An 18,431-nucleotide genomic window follows, 5' to 3' on the forward strand; every position below is an offset into this window, starting at 1 on the left:
CATTCCTTGGTGATGTGTGGTTGGACGCCATATTAATCGAATAACCTTATCTAACTAGCGCAAAAACTCCGCCATAACGATCAGGTTATTTGATTATTTTCGCAGGACCACCTTTCGTTCCTGGGACTCCAGCGACTCTCGCTCCCGGTCAAACGCCAGATAGTATTTGTTCACACTATTAACGTAGCTGACTGCGCCCATCCCCACCTGCTCCATGGCGATTCGCTCCACCTGGAAAAACCACTGGTTCGGGTTCAATCCCCGTCGCCGGGCCTCGGCGCGCATCCCTTGCACCCGCTCGGGTCCCATGTTGTAGGCCGCCAGGACGAACGCCATGCGCTCTCGCTCGTTGAGTTTGGGGCTGGCGAAAAACTTGCGGCGGATCATGGCCAGGTACTTGGCGCCAGCCTGCACATTGCCATCGAGGTTGCGGATGTCATTGACCCCGACCCGCTGGGCCGCGGACGGAGTGATCTGCATCAGGCCCGTCGGGCCGCTGCCGCTGCGCGCGTTGGGTTGCAGGGCCGACTCCTTGAAGGCCAGGGCCGCCAGGTTGAGCCAGTCCATGCCTTGAGCCTGGGCGTGCTTTTGCAGCACCGGCCGCAATTTCTCCAGGCGCTGGCGATTGGCCCGGGCCAACGGATAATGAACCTGGTACAAGCGACGGTAGATCCGCAGGAACGCAGCGTCTTCGTTTGACGGTGCCTTGTAGGTGACGAGGAATCGATCGATGCTCGCCCGCAGCATCGCGGCGTCACGACGCACGAACCAGAACTCATCGCTCGGCTCGCCGATGAGCAATTGGCGGTCGAAGCGCAGCTTGGGCAAGATCTTGCCCCAACGTTCGGCAATCGGCTGTTCGACAATGGTCAGGTGGAAGATCCCGCCCTGGACCATCTCCAGCACATCCTCCACCGCCAGGGTGGGATCGACCCACTCGATTTTCACCGCCGGCAACTTGAGCAACGCAAGCTTCTGATTGATCTGGCTGACGGCATCCCCCGCCGCGCTGCCAGTGGGCAGCGCAAGGGTCTTGCCAGACAATTGTTCGACGCGGGTATATCGCTTCTCCCCCTTGATGCCCACCAGCAGCCACGGCACGTCGCTGCGGATCGGATCACTGGCGCTGACCGCCTGGCCCGGTTGCGGCTCAAGCAGTTCGCCGGGAGCGACCAGGTCGCCCTCGCCACGTTGCAAGGCGCCAAGCAGTTGATCCTTGGCCTTGGGAATGATCTTGAGGGTAATTTCCTGGCCGTCCCGGGCATGTCCGTTGAGGTATTGCTCGAACGCCCGCAACCGGTGATATTCGACGCCAATGGGCTGTCCCTGGACTTCGCCGGAACTGTTGCGGCTCTGATTGACCAGGACTTTCAGCACCCGGCTGTCCCGGATCTGCGCCAGGTCCCGGACGGTTCCCGGCGCCACGGCTTGCAGCGGTCCGGGCAGCCGCGCTTCGGCCGGCATCGGCAAAAACAGCGAACAACACAGCACAAGCAATACCTGGGGACGTGCCATCCACTCTCCGGAAGGACAGTGCCGAGCCATCCCAGGGAACGGGACCGACTGGCAAAACAGAGCACCTTGGGGCGCTGAAAAGTGCGAAAGACTGGCACAGCGATGGCATTCGCACCACCCCAACCGGTCTCGCGGCCTCAACAGACAGCCGCAACTCGTTGTAGTTCTTGGCTTTTTTTATAAATCTACAGCTCTGATATGCTTTGCGGCCTTTGGGCCGAGGTAGCACCATGCAACTCATCGATATCGGCGTCAACCTGACCAACCCCAGTTTTGCCGACAAACACCAGGCCGTGCTCGAGCGCGCTTATGAAGCGGGCGTCTGCCAACTGGTCTTGACCGGTACCAGCATCGAAGGCAGCGAGCAGGCCCTTGAACTCTGCCAGCACCTCGACGAAGAGGGGCAACGGCTGTTTTCCACTGCCGGCATCCATCCCCACAGCGCCAGCAACTGGACGACCGACAGCGCACGACACCTGAAGGATCTGCTCAAGCAAGACCGCGTCCGCGCGGTGGGGGAATGCGGATTGGATTTCAACCGGGACTTCTCGCCCCGCCCACAGCAGGAAAAGGTCCTGGAAGAACACCTGGCCCTTGCGGTGGAGTTGCAATTGCCGGTGTTTCTCCACGAGCGCGACGCCGACCAGCGTCTGCTGGAAATCCTACAAGGCTTTCGTGACCGATTGCCCGCCGCGGTGGTGCATTGTTTTACGGGCGAGAAAAAAGCGCTGTTCCGCTACCTCGATCTGGACCTGCACATCGGAATCACCGGGTGGATCTGCGATGAGCGCCGGGGCACCCACCTGCATCCATTGATGCGGGAAATCCCACGCGGTCGGCTCATGCTCGAAAGCGACGCCCCGTATTTACTGCCGCGCACCCTGCGGCCCAAGCCCAAGAATGGTCGCAACGAGCCGGCGTATCTGACGGACGTCCTTCGCGAAGTTGCCCTGCACCGCGGTGAAACCCAGGAAGACCTGGCAGCCCACACCACCGCCTGCGCCCGGGCGTTTTTTGGGTTGCCGAACCTTTCCGAATGAGCCGAAAGGCCCTGGGGGAGCGAGCAAGCTCGCTCCCCACAGGGCTCTTGGTCAAGGGCTCTTTAGCATCTGTTGACGCACATCAAAACCCCGCCCCCTGGATAGCAGCAGAATACTGGCACCTTGCCAAAACTGTTTCCGCTATCAGAGAAGACCTACCATGGGTGCCTGGCTTAGCAATATCTCGCTTAAATACAAATTCTGGGCGGTCAATGCGGTCGCGTTCGCCACAACCTTGCTGTTGGTGCTCTATGCCATGCACCTGGAACAGCAGGTCCGAGGGGTGAGCCTGGGTCTGGTCTTTGCCGAACGCTTCAGCCAATACGCCGTGGCGGTGATGGTGTTGATGCTGGCAATGCTGGGTGCCTCGCAACTGTTGATCCGCTTCCTGCTCAGTCAGCTCGACACGTTGAAAGACGTGATGCTGCACGTGGAAAAAACCGGTGACCTTTCTGCCCACGTGCCCTTGGCCTGCCGCGACGAGGTGGGCCAGATGGCCGCCGCGTTCAACGCGATGCAGGCGGGTTACCAACGGGTGGTCGACACCGTCGCCAGCACCGCGCGGCAGCTGGACAACGGGGCCGCTCGGCTGGCGTCGAGCATGAACGAGGTGCGCCACGGCATGCTCGGCCAGCAGAGCGAGACCGACCAGGCCGCCACGGCGATCAACGAGATGTCCGCGACGGTTTATCACATCGCCCAGCATGCTGGCGCCACCCGTGATCTGTCGAAAACCACCGACACCCTCGCCGGCAACGGCCGCGAGGTGGTCAGCCGTGTCCAGCAATCGATTACCGGCCTGTCCACCGGCGTGCAGCAGACCGCTGAGATGATCCGGCGCCTGGCCGAAGACAGCCAGAAAATCAACGGCGTGGTCGGTGTCATCCACAGCATCGCCGAGCAAACCAACCTACTGGCCCTGAACGCCGCCATCGAAGCGGCGCGGGCCGGTGACATGGGGCGAGGCTTTGCGGTGGTGGCCGATGAGGTCCGCAACCTCGCCAGGCGGGTCCAAACCTCTACGGACGAGATCACCACGATGGTGTCGGCGCTGCAGGCGGTCACCCGGGATGCGGTGGAGTTCATGCAGGAAAGTTCGCACAAGGCCGATGACTGCGTACAGCAGGCTTGCGCAGCCGGCGAGGCGTTGGCGCAGATCACCGAGGCGGTGGCGCAGATGCGCGAGAGCAATACCCAGATCGCCGTCGCGGCCGAGCAGCAAAGCCATGTCGCCGAAGAGATGAACAGAGCGGTGCTGGGTATTCGCGACGTAACCGAAGACACCGTGCGCCAGACGGTGGACTCCGCCGCCACCAGTGCTGAACTGGCGACGCTGGCGGGGCAATTGAACAAGGCGATTGGGCAGTTGAAGCTTTGAACCCCTCGCCCAGAAGGCTTATGGCTATCGCCACCTATCGCCACGATAGCCAACCGCGATTCGCCGCCCCGCCCGGCCCGACCTATCCTTCGTTTATTCGGTTTAAACGGACTCAAGGAACAGCATCATGGGCAAACGTCACCCCAACCTTCCGGCCTGGCAATGGCGCGCCTACCCTGACAATCATCGCCACCCGACCAACCTGGTCCTGCACCTGATCGCGGTGCCGTTGTTCATCGTCGCGTTTTTGCTGATTGTCTGCGGTGTGTTCAGCCTGAGCCTGGGGGATGTCGCCATCGGTGTGATCGGCTTGCTTGCCGCACTCGGGCTGCAACGCCATGGCCATAGCCTGGAGACACAAGCGCCGGAGCCTTTCAGTGATCGCAAGGACGCGATGTCGCGCCTGCTGGTGGAACAATTCCTGACCTTCCCACGATTTTTTCTAAGCGGTGGATGGTGGCGCGCCTGGCGGGAGCGCCACCGCCGCTGAATCGCCGAAACGTCTCAGCCGAAAATGGTCACTGTCTGCCGGCTCATGGCGATCAGCCGCCCATCGGCACTCCAGAATTTCGCCGCGACATGGCCATAGCCATCCTGGGCGTGTTCGATCTCAGCCAAATACTGGCACCAATCCAACGTCGTGAGTTCCAGCAACGGCTGGACGAACTCGATCGTCCAGGTCAGCGTACTGCCCGGGGCCATCTGGGTGAGGTGTGGTAACAGCGCCGGTGGCCAGGCATCCACCAGCGCCAGGATATGCCCTTCGTCCAGCGGCTGTTCCTTCACATCGCCGCGCAAACGTACCCAACCGCCCATGCTGCGGGATTTATTGCCGGTGAATGGCAGCCCGCCCACGCTCCAGCGCATCGCCAAATGGCGCATGAACTCAGGCGTAGCGCCCTTGATGTAGGGCAACTCCTGGCATTGCTCGACATCCTTGAATTCAGGCGCGGGGTCAGCCTGCACCGACACGGTTGAAGATCGCGACGCGCCAAAGCTGCCTTGCACCACGGTCACCACTTCACCGTTCTGTACCGCACGCCCCAAGACCTGGCTGACCGCCTTGCCTTCACGCAACACCTGCACTTGAAAACTGACGGGGACGTCGGGCGCGACGGGGCCGACAAAGGTGATCGCCAACGAACGCACCGGGCGATCCGCCGGGACCTGGGCCCTCATCGCCTCGTATTGCAGCGCCGCCACCAGCCCGCCAAAACTGGCCCGTCCCTGGCCCCATTCAGGAGGGATCACAACGGCGCCTGGCTGATGGCGCACGGCATCGATCAAATCGGAGAAGCGCATGTCGACCTCGAGAGCAGCGGAAAAAGATGAAGGAATCTTAACCAGCGCGGGCAAGCGACACAGCGCTCATTCCGGCCAAAGAGACTGACAGAAAAGCCGTGGGGCTTGAATCCACCCCGGATGGCCACAGAGGTTTTGGGTAGCCTCAGGATTTATCGAAACAACTGGCGATGAGTTTATCCAGCACGCGGTCGGACTTGGCCTCGGCCTTTTCCATGGTGATTCGCCAGACCGGCACACAGGCTTGCAAATCGGCTTCATGCTCGGCCCGCGCCAGCCATTGCCAGCAATCATGCCAATCCCCCAGGGCGCCTTGGGCAGCCTTCAGCCGCGACATGGCCGTTTCCGGCAAGCGATCGAGTTCAGGATAGGCCTCGATGGCGTAGCGCACGCGCTTGATCAACAGGCGCAACCGGTGACGGTCATGGGCGGGGTCGCGCAAGGCTTCGCCGAGTTTTTTCCATTGCTTGTCGAGGCGTTTTTCGATGCGCTTGCGCAGCCCGGCAAGCAGGCCCTGGCGCTGGGCAGCGCGGATGAAGCGTGGGAACGCGTCGAGAATCATCAGCAGCTGCGCCAATTCCGGGCTGCTGGCCACGGCGGGATAGGCTTCGGCCATTTGCACCTGGCGCCGCTGCGCCGCGTCGGTCTTGCCGTGCTTTTGCAGATAAGCCGCCAGCACCTCGCGGTCGCGCAAGGGCGTAGTCAGGGTTCCTACTGCCGACGCGGCCGTTTCCAGCTGTTCGACACCGGGCAATCCACGCAACGGACGAAGCAGGCTGCGCAACCGGCGGACCGTGGTTCGCAGGTCATGCAGAGCTTCGCTGTCGGTTTGGGCATTCAAGCGGGCCTGGCAGGCCAACAGGCGGACTTCCAGGCCCAGTATCCGGGCCACCAGCCGATCAATCATCGGGCGTACTCCGTACGAAGCTTCGAGTTTCGAGCTACAGGCCGCAAGGGAAAACAGTTTCGCTTCCACTTACAGCTTGCAGCTTGTAGCTCGCCGCTGTGTTTATCGTCCTGCGCGGGATTCGCGAATGTAGAAGCGGGCCTTCTCGGCTTTTTGAGTGCAGCCTTCGAAGGCTTCGAATTGCTGCTGGGTCTTGGCGCCGGTCAGCAGCGACAGGGCCTTGGAGTAGCTGACCGTACCGGCAAAACCTTCGGCCTTGGCCAGGTCCAGTTCGCGCCAGGCGCTGTCGAGTTGGCTGCCACAACTGTCGCGGTACGCGGTCTTGCCGGCACAACCGGCCAGGGCCAGAACCATCAGGGATGCCACCAGGGGCAGGCAGATCCGGGCTTTCATCGATAACACCTCAAGTCAGGTCAACAGTCGTGCTGGTAAGACGGCTTCGCCGGGAAAAAGTGCCTCGGCGCCACCGCAATATTCAAGTGTGGACGAGAATACGCAAATGCCGTCGCGGCGTGTCAAAAAACGACGCCTGCGCCACAACGATTTGAGCCGGGCCGTCGATGAGTGCATTGTTGACGTCTGTTCGATAAGAGGCCGGCTCATGACAAAACGTGTCGCATTGGTATTGGGCTCGGGCGGCGCCCGGGGCTATGCCCATATCGGAGTGATCGAGGAAATCGAACGGCGCGGCTACGACATTGCCTGCATCGCCGGCTGCTCCATGGGCGCCGTCGTGGGCGGAATCTACGCCGCCGGCAAGCTCGAGGATTACCGCAACTGGATCGAAAGCCTCGACTACCTGGATGTGCTGAGGCTGGTGGACGTCAGCTTTCGTCTCGGGGCGATTCGCGGAGAAAAAGTCTTCGGGCAAATCCGAAAAATTGTCGGCGAGCTCAACATCGAAGACCTGCGCATTCCTTATACGGCTGTCGCCACCGACCTGACCAACCAGCAGGAAATCTGGTTCCAGGAAGGTTGCCTGCACCAGGCGATGCGCGCCTCGGCGGCCATTCCCAGCCTGTTCACCCCGGTGATGCAAGGCAACCGCATGCTGGTGGACGGCGGGCTGCTCAACCCGCTGCCGATCGTGCCAGTGGTGTCGAGCCATTGCGACCTGATCATCGCGGTCAACCTCAACGCCACCAACCAGAAGCAATATCGGCTGCCAGTGATCCAGCGCCCCGCCGCGTTCCGGCGTCGCTTCGATACCCTGGTCAGCTCCCTGGGCTCACGGCTGCCATTTCGCCGCAAACAGGCCGAGCAGCTGCTGCTGCTGGAGCAGGAAGCGCTGAAGGCCGAGGCCGCCGATATCAACCCGTGGATCGAATCCGCCGAGCCGGAAGGCCAGCAACCGGCCGCCGCGCCAGAGAGCGACGGTGCGCCAAGATCCGCCACCGGCTCGTTCATCATCGATAACGTCGGGCCCGCGTCCTTGCTGGATTTGATCAACCAGAGTTTCGAAGTAATGCAGACCTCCCTGGCCCAGTACAAAATCGCCGGTTACCCACCGGACGTGCTGATCAACGTGCCGAAACGGGTGTGCCGGTTCTTCGAGTTCTACAAGGCGCCGGAACTGATCGCGTTGGGGCGGGAGATCGCCCGGGATACGTTGGATCGGTATGAGAGTGAGCAGAATTGAAGGATCGCAGAGCTCCCGTGGCGAGGGAGCTTGCTCCCGCTGGGCAGCGAAGCGGCCCCGAAAACTTCAGATATGATTTTTGCCTGACACACCCCATGCTCAGGTTTTTAGGGCTGCTTCGCAGCCCAGCGGGAGCAAGCTCCCTCGCCACGACAGCGCTTGGCCTTAGATCTCAACGGTGATCAAGCCCACCCTCCAACAACCGATACCCCACCCCCGCTTCAGTCACGATAAACCGAGGCCGGGTCGGGTCGTCGGCCAGTTTCTGGCGCAGGTGACCGACCACGATGCGCAGGTAGTGGCTGTCCTCAACGTGGGTCGGGCCCCAGATGTCCTTGAGTAGTTGTTGCTGGGTGATGACCCGCCCCGGATGTCGCGCCAGTTGCGCCAGCACCGCGTATTCCTTGCGGGTCAGGGCCACTTCGGCGCCGTTCAGCAGGACCCGGCGATACGCCAGGTCCACCGTCAGCGGGCCGAACGTCAGCGCCGCCGGCGGTGCCTCGCCTGGCGGCGCCTGGCGCAGCAACGCACGCACGCGGGCAAGGAATTCCTGGATGCCAAAAGGCTTGGTCACGTAGTCATTGGCGCCGTTGTCCAGCGCCTCGACTTTCTGCGCCTCGCTGGCCCGCACCGAGAGGACCAGCACCGGCACCGCCGACCACTGGCGAAACTCTCGCAACACTTGCTGGCCGTCCATGTCCGGCAGGCCCAGGTCGAGCACCAACAGGTCGGGTTTGTTCAACGCCGCCTGGGCCAGGCCCTCGGCTCCCGTCTCGGCTTCGAGCACCTTGTAGCCTTGCGAGGCCAGGCTGATGCGCAGGAATTTGCGGATCTGCGGTTCGTCATCGATGACCAAAAGGGTCGCGCTCTGGCTCATGGGGTCCATTCATCCAATCAAGTGGCGAGAGCATAACGCAGCGCCGGTCAGGCTTCATCGTCCATGCCTGGTTGTGCCTGCAAGGGCAGGTGCAAAGTGATGCAGGTGCCACGGCCGTCGAGGCCGTCGCCGACGCTGATCCGCCCACCGTGGGCACCGACCATGCCCTGGCAGATCGCCAATCCGAGCCCGGTGCCCTGCCCGCCTCGATCACCGCGCGCAGCGGTGTAGAACATGTCGAAAATCTTTTCCCGCTCTTGCTCGGGAATGCCCGGCCCTTCATCCGCCACGGCGAACAGGATTTCGTCGGCCGTCGCCTCGGCGTTGAGCAGCAGCCGTCCATGGGCCGGGGAAAACCGCGCGGCGTTCTCCAACACATTGACCAGGGCCTGTTCGATCAGCGCGGCGTGGACATACAGCAACGGCAAGCCGACCGGCACCTGGACATCGACCGCCAACGGCGCCAGCACGGCCCGCAGACGGTTCAACGCACTGGCGACGATGTCGGCGGGTGACACCCAATCGCGCGCCAGCTTCAGCGCGCCATGGCCGAGCCGGGTCATGTCGAGCAGATTCTGGATATAACGGTCCAGGCGCTCGGCCTCGTCGCGGGTGCCTTCCAGCAGCTCGCGACGGTCCTGCAGCGGGATCGCCTCGCCCAGCGCCAACAGGCTGTCGATGCTGCCGCGCATGGACGTCAGCGGTGTGCGCAGATCATGGGAGACAGACGCGAGCAAGGCACTGCGCAACTGTTCGGTTTCGCCGTGCAAGCGCGCTGCTTCCAGATCCTGCGCCAGTTGCGCCCGGGCCAGCGCCTGGGCCAGCGGCTGGCTGAGGGCCGCCAACAAGCGTCGACGATGGCCGCTCAACGGCTTACCGTCTTTCGGGCAGACGCCCAGCAGGCCCAGCGGAGCGCCCTCGCTGGACAAGGGCCACCACCACCAGCGCCCGGACGGCAACGTCGCGGTGCCGGCACCGGCCGGTTGGTCGTGCTGCCAGGACCAGTCGGCGGCAGCGCGCTCGGCCTCGGTGAAGGTCAACGGCTCGGCGGTCTCGACCTTCCAACCATGCGCGCCGTCGCGGTTGAGCAGGCATAGCTGCAAATCGTCCTCGCTGTCGAGGTGTTGCACGGCGGCGCTGATCACGGCCTGGCGATCCGTGGCGGCAGTCAGCTTGCGTGACAGGTCGAGCTGTTCACCGGTTTCCTGCTGGGTGTCGCGCAGCGCTTGCAGTTGACGGCGCTGGCGGGCCGCGAGATTGCCCGTCAGGGCGGCCATCAGTAGGAAAAATACCAGCGTCAGTACGTCCTCTTCGCGTTGGATCGTCAGGGAAAAATTGGGCGGGATAAACAGAAAATCGTAGGCCAGGAATGACAGCGCCGCACAGGCCAGGGCCGGGCCGAGGCTGCTGCGCACCGCCACCAGCAACACCGCCATCAGAAACACCAGGGAAATATTCGGCAGCGCCAGCAACCCTGAGATTCCCCAGGCCAAGGCACTGGCCGCCCCTGTCGCCGCGAGCGCCAGGGCATAGTCGAAACCGGTGGCGAGGGTGCTCGGGGCCGAGCGCGTGGGCGGTGGCGATTCATCGCTGTCCAACACGTTGATTTCCAGGCCACGGGCGTTGCGCAAAAGGCGTGAGGCCAGGCCACCGCCAAACCATCGCCGCCGCAGACGCCGGCGGGACTGCCCCACCAACAGCAACGTGGCGCGACGTTGCATGGCGTGCTGGATCAACGTCCGCGCGACCTCCCCGGCGCGCAGCGACACCACTTCCCCTCCCAGGCGCTCGGCCAATTGCTGGGCGTTCTGCAGGCGTTGGCGCGACGACTCGTCCCGCGCCCCGCCGTTATCCACATGCACCACGCTCCACGGCAGATGCCGGCGCTGGGCGACGCGGCTGGCGTGGCGCACCAACCGTTCGGCCTGCAAGTCGCCGTCCACGCCCACCAGCAACCGACCGCGCACCGCCGGCGCCGCCTGGCCCAGTTGCCGATAGCCTTGCGCCAGATCGTCGTCCACTTGCGCCGCCGCGGTCTGCATGGCCAGCTCGCGCAGCGCGGTAAGATTGGTCTGGGTAAAAAACGCATCGATGGCTGCCCGCGCCTGCTCCGGCACATAAACCTTGCCGTCGCGCAGGCGCTCCAGCAGCTCGCGCGGCGGCAAGTCGATCAGCAGCAACTCGTCGGCTTCATGCAACACCCAGTCCGGCAACGTCTCGCGCACCTGCACGCCGGTGATGCCGCGCACCTGATCGTTGAGACTTTCCAAATGCTGGACATTCACCGTGGTGTAGACATCGATGCCTGCCGCCAACAACTCCTGGATGTCTTGCCAGCGCTTGGCATGCCGGCTGCCGGGCGCGTTGCTGTGGGCCAGTTCATCCACCAACACCAGGCTCGGGCGAGACGACAAAAGGCCGTCGAGGTCCATTTCCTCGAGCACCACGCCGCGATATTCCGAACGCACCAGCGGCTGCTGCAGCAGGCCATTCAACAGCGCTTCGGTCTCGGCGCGCCCGTGGGTCTCGACCACGCCGGCGACGACGTTCGTGCCTTGGCGCAGCCGGGCGTGAGCCGCTTGCAGCATGGCGTAGGTCTTGCCCACGCCCGGCGCGGCGCCGAGAAAAACCTTGAGGCGGCCACGGTCGTGGCGGGGCAGATTGGCAAGCAGTGCATCGGCGCGGCCGGAGTCGCTCATGCTATGTCTCTTGTTTCAGGGATGGAATTGAGCCTCTGTGGGAGCGAGCTTGCTCGCGATGGCGGTCGTTCAGCCGCCACTGTCATTGACTTACCCACCGCTATCGCGAGCAAGCTCGCTCCCACAGGTTTCTACAGTTTTTCCAGGGCCATGTTCAGCGCCAGCACGTTTACCACCGGCGGTCCCACCAACGGCTGCTCGATGTTGTCATTGAGCAACTGCTGCAACCTCGACACTGGCACATTCCTGGCCGCCGCGACACGCGTCAGTTGATAGGCAATCGCGGCCGGAGGCAAGTGCGGGTCCAATCCGCTGCCGGAAGTGGTCAGCAGCGCCAGGGGCACCGGTCCCTGGCCGGGCACTTGCAGCTTCTGGGCGCCATCGATCACCCGCGTGGCCAGTGCCGGGTTGCTCGGCGAAAAGTTGCTCGCGCCACTGGCCACCGTCGCAAACGCGCCAGCCGAGGGCCGTGGGTGAAACCACCCATCGCCGACGAAATCCTGGGCGATCAGCCGGGAGCCACGGACCTTGCCGTCGGCATCATGGACCAGGCTGCCGTTGGCCTGGTCCGGGAAAGCGATTTGCGCCACGCCGGTGACGATGAGTGGGTAAGCGATGCCGATGATCAAGGTCATCAGCAGCAACAGGCTCAAGGCCGGGCGAATCAAGGTGAACATTGCTAAATCCTCAGTTGATGGATGTCTTCAGGCTCAAACCAACCCCAATCCCGTCAGCAATAGATCGATCGCCTTGATCCCCACGAACGGCACCGCGATCCCGCCCAGGCCGTAGATCAGCAGGTTGCGGCGCAGCAAGGCCGCCGCGCTCGCGGCTTGCACTCGCACGCCGCGCAGGGCCAGGGGGATCAACACGACGATGATCAGGGCGTTGAAGACGATGGCCGACAGGATCGCGCTTTGCGGGCTCTGCAAATGCATGACGTTCAATACGCCGAGCTGCGGATAGATGGAGGCGAACAGCGCCGGCAGGATGGCGAAGTACTTGGCGATATCATTGGCGATGGAAAACGTGGTGAGCGCGCCCCGGGTCACCAGCAGTTCCTTGCCGATCTGCACCACGTCCAGCAACTTGGTCGGATCGCTGTCGAGGTCGACCATGTTGGCCGCCTCGCGCGCGGCCTGGGTGCCGTCGTTCATCGCCATGCCTACATCGGCCTGGGCCAGGGCCGGGGCGTCGTTGGCACCGTCGCCACACATGGCGACGAGTCGACCATCGTTCTGCTCATGGCGAATGCGCGCCAGTTTTTTCTCCGGCGTGGCCTCGGCCAGCACATCATCCACGCCGGCTTCGGCGGCAATCGCGGCAGCGGTCAGCGGGTTGTCGCCCGTGACCATCACGGTGCGGATCCCCAGTTTGCGCAGCTCGGCAAAGCGCTCGCGGATGCCGGGCTTCACCACGTCCTTGAGGTGAATGGCGCCGAGCAATTTTCCGTCCACGCAGACCAGCAACGGCGTGCCGCCGCTCTGGGCGATCTTGTCGACTTCCCGGCCCAATGCGGTGGGCAGTCCGTCACGGGGCAAGCCAATGAAAGTCAGCAGCGAATCCACCGCGCCCTTGCGATACACGCGCCCCTGATAATCCACGCCGGACAAGCGTGTTTCGGCACTGAATGGCACGGCTGTCAGCAACTGCGCGGCGGGTTCAGCCTGAGGATGCAACCCACGCAGGTATTCGACGATGGACTTGCCCTCGGCCGTATCGTCGGCCAACGAGGCGAACAACGCGCCTTCGGCCAGCTCCTTGGCGCTTACGCCCGGGGCGGCATAGACCGCTGCGCAACGACGGTTACCAAACGTGATGGTGCCGGTCTTGTCCAGCATCAACACGTGCACATCCCCCGCTGCTTCCACGGCGCGGCCGGACTTGGCGATGACGTTCAGGCGTACCAGGCGGTCCATCCCGGCGATGCCGATGGCCGACAGCAAGCCGCCGATAGTGGTGGGGATCAACGTCACCAACAGCGCCACCAGGAACACCAGCGGCAGGCTGCCGTTGGCGAAATGGGCGAACGGCTGCAATGTCACCACCACCAGCAGGAAGATCAGCGTCAGACCAATCAGCAAGATATCCAGCGCCACTTCGTTCGGGGTTTTCTGGCGTTTGGCGCCTTCCACCAGGGCGATCATGCGATCCAGGGTGGATTCGCCGGGATTGCTGGTGATGCGCACCAACAACCAATCGGAGACCAGCCGCGTATTGCCGGTAACCGCCGAGCGATCCCCGCCCGATTCGCGAATGACCGGCGCCGACTCCCCGGTGATCGCCGCTTCATTGACCGCCGCGATGCCTTCGATCACTTCTCCGTCGCCGGGGATCATCTCCCCCGCCGCAACGCGCACGACATCGCCTTTGCGCAGGCGTGTGGCGGGTATCACCTCGAAACCGTTCGCCGTCTGGCGGCGGGCACTCAAGCCTTCACTGCCAGCCTTGAGGCTGTCGGCGCGAGCCTTGCCGCGCCCTTCGGCCAAGGCTTCGGCGAAGTTGGCGAACAACACGGTGAACCACAGCCACAGGGCAATCTGCGCGGCTACGAAAGTCGGTACGGTGCTGTCGGGAACCAGGCTCAGCACAGTGGTGAGGATCGCGGTGAGTTCCACCACCAGCATCACTGGCGCACGGTGCAACTGGCGTGGATCAAGCTTGACGAAAGCTTGCACCAACGCAGGCCGCCACAGCGCCGACAGATTGGTTTTCGGTTGCTCCGGCGCCTTGGCGACGACGGTCTTGCTCATCGGCATGTTCATCTCAAATCCTCAGAAACCCAGGCTCAGGTGTTCGGCGATCGGGCCCAGGGCCAGGGTTGGCAGGAAGGTCAGGCCGCCGACCAACAGGATGGTCACGGTCAGCAACGTTACGAACAGCGGGCCGTGGGTGGGAAAGCTGTTCTGGCCGACAGGGGCGGGCTTTTTCATCGCCAGGCTACCGGCCAACGCCAGCACCGGCAGGATGTAGCCGAAACGGCCAATCAACATGCCCAGGCCCAGCATCAGATTGTGAAACGGCGTGTTGGCGCCAAAACCGGCGAAAGCCGAACCGTTGTTGGCGCCCGCCGAGGTGTAGGCGTAGAGCAATTGGCTGAAACCGTGGGCGCCAGGGTTGCTCACCGCCGCCGCAGGGCCGGGCAGGCTTGCGGCGATAGCGCCGAGCACCAGCACGCTTACGGGCATCACCAGCAGCGTAACCACCAGCAATTGCACTTCCCGGGCACCGAGCTTCTTGCCCAGGTATTCGGGCGTGCGACCAATCATCAACCCGGCGAGGAACACCGCAATCAGCACATTCAGCAACATCCCGTAGAGCCCGGCCCCGACGCCGCCGAAAACCACCTCGCCGACCATCATGTTCATCAGCGCCACCATGCCGCTGAGGGGGTTGAGGCTGTCGTGCATGGCGTTGACCGAGCCGTTGGACGCCGCCGTGGTCGTCACTGACCAAAGCACCGTGGCAGTGGTGCCGAAGCGCGCCTCCTTGCCTTCCAGCGGCGCGGCTTGCTCAACCGCGGCGTTGTCGAGGGCTGGATTGGGTTGGGACTCGGCCCACAGCGACGTCGCGCCGCCGATCAGGAACAGCGCAAGCATGCAGGCGATGATCGCCCGGCTCTGGCGCAGGTCCTTGACGTAGTGGCCGAAGGTGAACACCAGCGCCGCCGGAATCAGGATGATCGACGCGACTTCGAACAGATTGGTCCAGGCCGTCGGGTTCTCGAACGGGTGCGCCGAGTTGACGCCGAAGAAACCGCCGCCATTGGTGCCCAATTGCTTGATTGCAATCTGGCTGGCCGCCGGCCCGAGCGGGATCACTTGATCCACGCCCTGCATCGTCACGCCATGTATGTAATGCGCGAAGGTCTGCGGCACGCCCTGCCACACCAGAAACAGCGCCAGTACCAGGCACAGCGGCAACAATCCGTAGAGCGTGGCGCGGGTCAGGTCGACCCAGAAATTGCCGAGGGTCGTGGCGGACTTGCGCCCGATCCCACGACACAACGCCACCAGCACAGCCAGGCCAGTGGCGGCGCTGACGAAGTTCTGCAACGTCAGGCCGATCATCTGGCTCAAGTAACTGAGGGACGCCTCACCGCTGTAGGACTGCCAGTTGGTGTTGGTCGTGAAACTGACCGCCGTGTTGAAGGCCTGGGTCCATTCCATGCCGGGCAGGTTTTCGGTGTTGAGTGGCAAATGCCCTTGCAACAACAGAACCGCGAACAACAAAGCGAAACCCGCCAGGTTGAAGGCGAGCAAGGCCAAGGTGTACTTCTGCCAACTCTGCTCGGTGGTCGGATCGACACCGGCCACCTTGTAACAACACCTCTCCACCGGACCAAACACCGGTGAAAGCCAGGTGCGCTGGCCTTCCATCACCCGATAGTAGAACCGCCCCAGGAACGGTGCCGGAATGAGCACCAGCGCAAAAAAGCCAAGGATCAGCCCGTAGTCATAGCCGTGCATAACCGCTCCTAACCCCGATCCGCGCGCAACAGCGCAACCAACAGATAAATGAACAGCGCCACTGCCAACAGCAGCGACACCCCGTCCAGAACACTCATGGGATTTCTCCGTGGTACGGCGTCGTGCCGTGTGTGGAGAGATTGTCGGAAGGGAAGGTGTAAAGGTGCGAGATCGAGGGTTGGGTGGAGGGATAAAGAAATTGTAAAAAAACGGGGTGGGGTTGAGGGGGGGGTGACCCATTCACGAGGCAGCGGAATTGCTCAAGTCGTGGAGGCCCTTTAGGGATAACGCCGTCAATCTTGCTCGCGATTGACGGCCTCTCTCGGTCAGTGTCAATCAGCTGAACTGAACCTGTTGCCGGTGCCTATCTTTTTTATTTTATTTAGCGCGTTCGCTAATGCTTATTCCAGCTGTATCAAGTTTTTTGCGATTTCGAAAAAGACTTTCTAATTTGGCAAAATCGCCGGATACCAGTCGCCGAGCTGTTCGATGACGAAACAGATGACCTTTGCCGACGCCGAGTACGCCCGGCAAACGCAAGCAGACCCGCAAGGAATTGCGACACCGATCGTTTTTTGAAAGTACTGACGGCTCGATAGCCGGAAAATATCCGGCTATTTCTGACCATCCTCAGCAACGTGCTGACACGGTTTTTAATGGCTTTAAAAAATTGACGTTGATCCGGTCCACTTTTATTTTTACATATCGCCCCAGCAGCCCAGGGTAGTCGAAATGTAGGTCTTCATCCGGGAAGTCGATAAAGGTTTTGAAGATATCATTTTCCAATAAGCCATGCAGGTAGTAGCCGAATCCTTTGCCGTTTTTCTCAAGCGGTGCGTCAGGCGTAGCCGATAGTTCAATTTGGACGGGGTCTGAATAATCAATCGTCAACTCTGCCAAGTGCGTTTCGCCAACACTTATCTTGCTCGGATAGGAGTTGACAAAGCACTCCACGATGTTTCCTTCGATAAGGAGGGTTGCGCAGTCTTCTACTATGTCGTCAATAGCAAGAATTTTAACTTTTGTCATGTTATTCATAAGGCCTTATTGTCTTGTCTTTTGCGTCGCCGTTAAGTGCTTTCCAAAAATCCTTGTCTGTCTTTACATGGGCTGTCGTAATCTCATGTTTGTTGTTGGTTCCAACAAATGCGAACTTTGATTTACCTTTGTTGTTGTTCGCTAGAAACATCACAAATCCCATGCGTGTCTCATTTCTGTACGGATATTGGACCTTTATGCCGTTATCTACGATTTGACGGGCAATAGATAGATAGTCGTCAGCATTTTTAGCACCAAACTCAGCACCATGTTTTTCAAAATGTCCGTCCAGCTTCTCTTTTGATCCGAAGTCTTTAGGGTTGGGGACTGCTCTGGGAAGAGTGGGCTGCCCGTCATCCACGCCAACCTTAGCCGCCGGATCCTGCTCTCCAACCGCCGGCTTACACCCACCGGTCCCAGGACAATCCACCAACCCCAACGGATCCACCCACCCCGTCGGGTTCAGGGTGTACCGATACCCATTGAGCCCACCCTTGAGCTTGCTCGGATCCAGCGTCAAATACCGCCCCGTCTCCGGATTGTAGTACCGGTGCCGGTTGTAATGCAGGCCGCTTTCCCGGTCGTGGTATTGCCCCTGAAAGCGCAGCGGTTGTTCCAGGCGCTTGCCATCGCCGTGGCGCAGTTCGGTGAGTTTGCCGTAGCCGTTGTAGCGCGCGGCCCAGACGACTTCGCCTTGGTGGCTGGTCAGTTCCTGAGGAGTGCCGAGGTGGTCGAGGTGGTAGTAGAACGGCGTGGCTTTTTCCGGGCCTGCGCCTTCCAGCAGGGCCAGGGGGCGGAAGGTGCCGGGTTCATAGACGTAGCTCTGGTAGTGACGGTCGCTGCTTTCGGCGATGACCTGGTCGCCCTGCCAGATGAATTCCGTGGTGAGGCCGTCCACGGTCTTTTCGATGCGTCGGCCGAAGGCGTCGTAGCGGTAGGACGTTTCGCTCCCGTCGGGAGTGGTGACGCCGATGAGCCGATGTTGGCTGTCGTAGCGGTATTGCGTGACGAGGCACTGGGCATGGCCGCGGCGTTCGCGGACCAGGTTGCCGTAGGCGTCGTAGTCATAGTGACGATCGCCCTCCATCAGTAGACGGTTGCCCTTGAGGGTGGTCGGGCCGGGACGGTCGTTGAACAACACATTGCCGGCCGGGTCGTGGGAGAAGTGTTCCGGGGGTTGGCTGTGGGCGTAGTCGATGCGCACCAGGCGATCCAGCGCGTCGTACTGGTAGCCGCGTCGGTTTCGCGTGTCGGAAAGCACGGCGAGGTTGCCGTTGGCGCTGTAGGAATAGTCACGCCAGAACAGTTGTTTTTGCTGGCTTTGCCACACGGTCTGGGCCTTGAGGCGACCCTGTTCGTCGTAGCTGTAGTCGCTGAGCAACTGGCCCTGCTGGCGCTGGCGTTCGCGGCCGCCCTTGAAGCGGTGTTCGGTCAGGCACGTGCCGTTGAGGTCGATGGCAATCAGCGCCCCGCCTCGCAGGTGGCGGTAATCCAGGGTGCTGCGATCGGGCAGGCGACAATGGACCAACCGGCCGACATTGTCGTAGCGATAATGCAGGCTCGCCCA

16 protein-coding genes are annotated in these 18,431 nt (G+C 62.0%); 4 read left to right on the top strand and 12 right to left on the bottom strand.

Annotated elements, in window-relative coordinates:
* Window positions 1-93: 93 nt before the first annotated feature.
* Complete coding sequence (locus ACLK1G_RS07335; protein ID WP_420764817.1) at window positions 94-1,515, bottom strand: MltF family protein; 1,422 nt, start codon at window positions 1,513-1,515, stop codon at window positions 94-96.
* A gap of 230 nt (window positions 1,516-1,745) precedes the next feature.
* On the opposite strand from ACLK1G_RS07335, the gene ACLK1G_RS07340 reads away from it, so the two are divergent.
* From ACLK1G_RS07340 to ACLK1G_RS07350, 3 genes are all read left to right on the top strand, one after another.
* On the top strand, window positions 1,746-2,555 hold the full coding sequence (locus tag ACLK1G_RS07340; RefSeq protein WP_420764818.1) for a TatD family hydrolase: 810 nt from the start codon (window positions 1,746-1,748) through the stop codon (window positions 2,553-2,555).
* Window positions 2,556-2,715: 160 nt separating this feature from the next.
* Entirely contained in the window at window positions 2,716-3,933 is a 1,218-nt protein-coding gene (locus tag ACLK1G_RS07345) for a methyl-accepting chemotaxis protein (protein WP_420764819.1), read from the top strand.
* A gap of 127 nt (window positions 3,934-4,060) precedes the next feature.
* On the top strand, window positions 4,061-4,423 hold the full coding sequence (locus tag ACLK1G_RS07350; protein WP_420764820.1) for an Mpo1-like protein: 363 nt from the start codon (window positions 4,061-4,063) through the stop codon (window positions 4,421-4,423).
* Between the two features lie 14 nt (window positions 4,424-4,437).
* Here ACLK1G_RS07350 and ACLK1G_RS07355 read toward each other — a convergent pair whose 3' ends face one another.
* The 3 genes from ACLK1G_RS07355 to ACLK1G_RS07365 form a co-directional block, all read right to left on the bottom strand.
* Entirely contained in the window at window positions 4,438-5,235 is a 798-nt protein-coding gene (locus ACLK1G_RS07355; protein ID WP_420764821.1) for an acyl-CoA thioesterase, read from the bottom strand.
* 145 nt (window positions 5,236-5,380) lie between these two features.
* On the bottom strand, window positions 5,381-6,142 hold the full coding sequence (locus ACLK1G_RS07360; RefSeq protein WP_420764822.1) for a CHAD domain-containing protein: 762 nt from the start codon (window positions 6,140-6,142) through the stop codon (window positions 5,381-5,383).
* Window positions 6,143-6,244: 102 nt separating this feature from the next.
* Complete coding sequence (locus ACLK1G_RS07365; protein ID WP_420764823.1) at window positions 6,245-6,535, bottom strand: hypothetical protein; 291 nt, start codon at window positions 6,533-6,535, stop codon at window positions 6,245-6,247.
* 208 nt (window positions 6,536-6,743) lie between these two features.
* Here ACLK1G_RS07365 and ACLK1G_RS07370 point away from each other — a divergent pair, with 208 nt between their 5' ends.
* A complete protein-coding gene (locus ACLK1G_RS07370) occupies window positions 6,744-7,781 on the top strand; it encodes a patatin-like phospholipase family protein (protein ID WP_420764824.1) in 1,038 nt (345 codons plus the stop codon).
* Window positions 7,782-7,953: 172 nt separating this feature from the next.
* Here the strand turns inward: ACLK1G_RS07370 and ACLK1G_RS07375 are convergent, their stop codons facing one another.
* The 8 genes from ACLK1G_RS07375 to ACLK1G_RS07410 form a co-directional block, all read right to left on the bottom strand.
* The gene (locus ACLK1G_RS07375) at window positions 7,954-8,658 is read right to left on the bottom strand and encodes a response regulator (protein ID WP_420764825.1); all 705 of its coding nucleotides are present in this window, start codon (window positions 8,656-8,658) and stop codon (window positions 7,954-7,956) included.
* 47 nt (window positions 8,659-8,705) lie between these two features.
* Complete coding sequence (locus ACLK1G_RS07380) at window positions 8,706-11,357, bottom strand: DUF4118 domain-containing protein (protein ID WP_420764826.1); 2,652 nt, start codon at window positions 11,355-11,357, stop codon at window positions 8,706-8,708.
* A gap of 131 nt (window positions 11,358-11,488) precedes the next feature.
* Window positions 11,489-12,034 carry a potassium-transporting ATPase subunit KdpC gene (gene kdpC / locus ACLK1G_RS07385; protein ID WP_420764827.1) on the bottom strand — a complete coding sequence of 182 codons (546 nt, stop codon included), beginning with the start codon at window positions 12,032-12,034 and terminating at the stop codon, window positions 11,489-11,491.
* Window positions 12,035-12,067: 33 nt separating this feature from the next.
* On the bottom strand, window positions 12,068-14,122 hold the full coding sequence (gene kdpB, locus ACLK1G_RS07390; protein WP_420764828.1) for a potassium-transporting ATPase subunit KdpB: 2,055 nt from the start codon (window positions 14,120-14,122) through the stop codon (window positions 12,068-12,070).
* Window positions 14,123-14,131: 9 nt separating this feature from the next.
* Window positions 14,132-15,826 carry a potassium-transporting ATPase subunit KdpA gene (gene kdpA, locus ACLK1G_RS07395; protein WP_420764829.1) on the bottom strand — a complete coding sequence of 565 codons (1,695 nt, stop codon included), beginning with the start codon at window positions 15,824-15,826 and terminating at the stop codon, window positions 14,132-14,134.
* 8 nt (window positions 15,827-15,834) lie between these two features.
* Window positions 15,835-15,924, bottom strand: a complete 90-nt coding sequence (gene kdpF / locus ACLK1G_RS07400; RefSeq protein WP_032863112.1) for a K(+)-transporting ATPase subunit F — start codon at window positions 15,922-15,924, stop codon at window positions 15,835-15,837.
* 532 nt (window positions 15,925-16,456) lie between these two features.
* Window positions 16,457-16,855, bottom strand: a complete 399-nt coding sequence (locus ACLK1G_RS07405) for a hypothetical protein (RefSeq protein ID WP_420764830.1) — start codon at window positions 16,853-16,855, stop codon at window positions 16,457-16,459.
* A 1-nt stretch (window position 16,856) separates the two neighbouring features.
* A partial coding sequence (locus ACLK1G_RS07410) for an RHS repeat-associated core domain-containing protein (RefSeq protein WP_420764831.1) occupies window positions 16,857-18,431 on the bottom strand: 1,575 nt, incomplete at its 5' end.

Origin of the sequence: Pseudomonas algeriensis (genome assembly GCF_048847255.1) — a bacterium.
Classification (GTDB): Bacteria; Pseudomonadota; Gammaproteobacteria; order Pseudomonadales; family Pseudomonadaceae; genus Aquipseudomonas.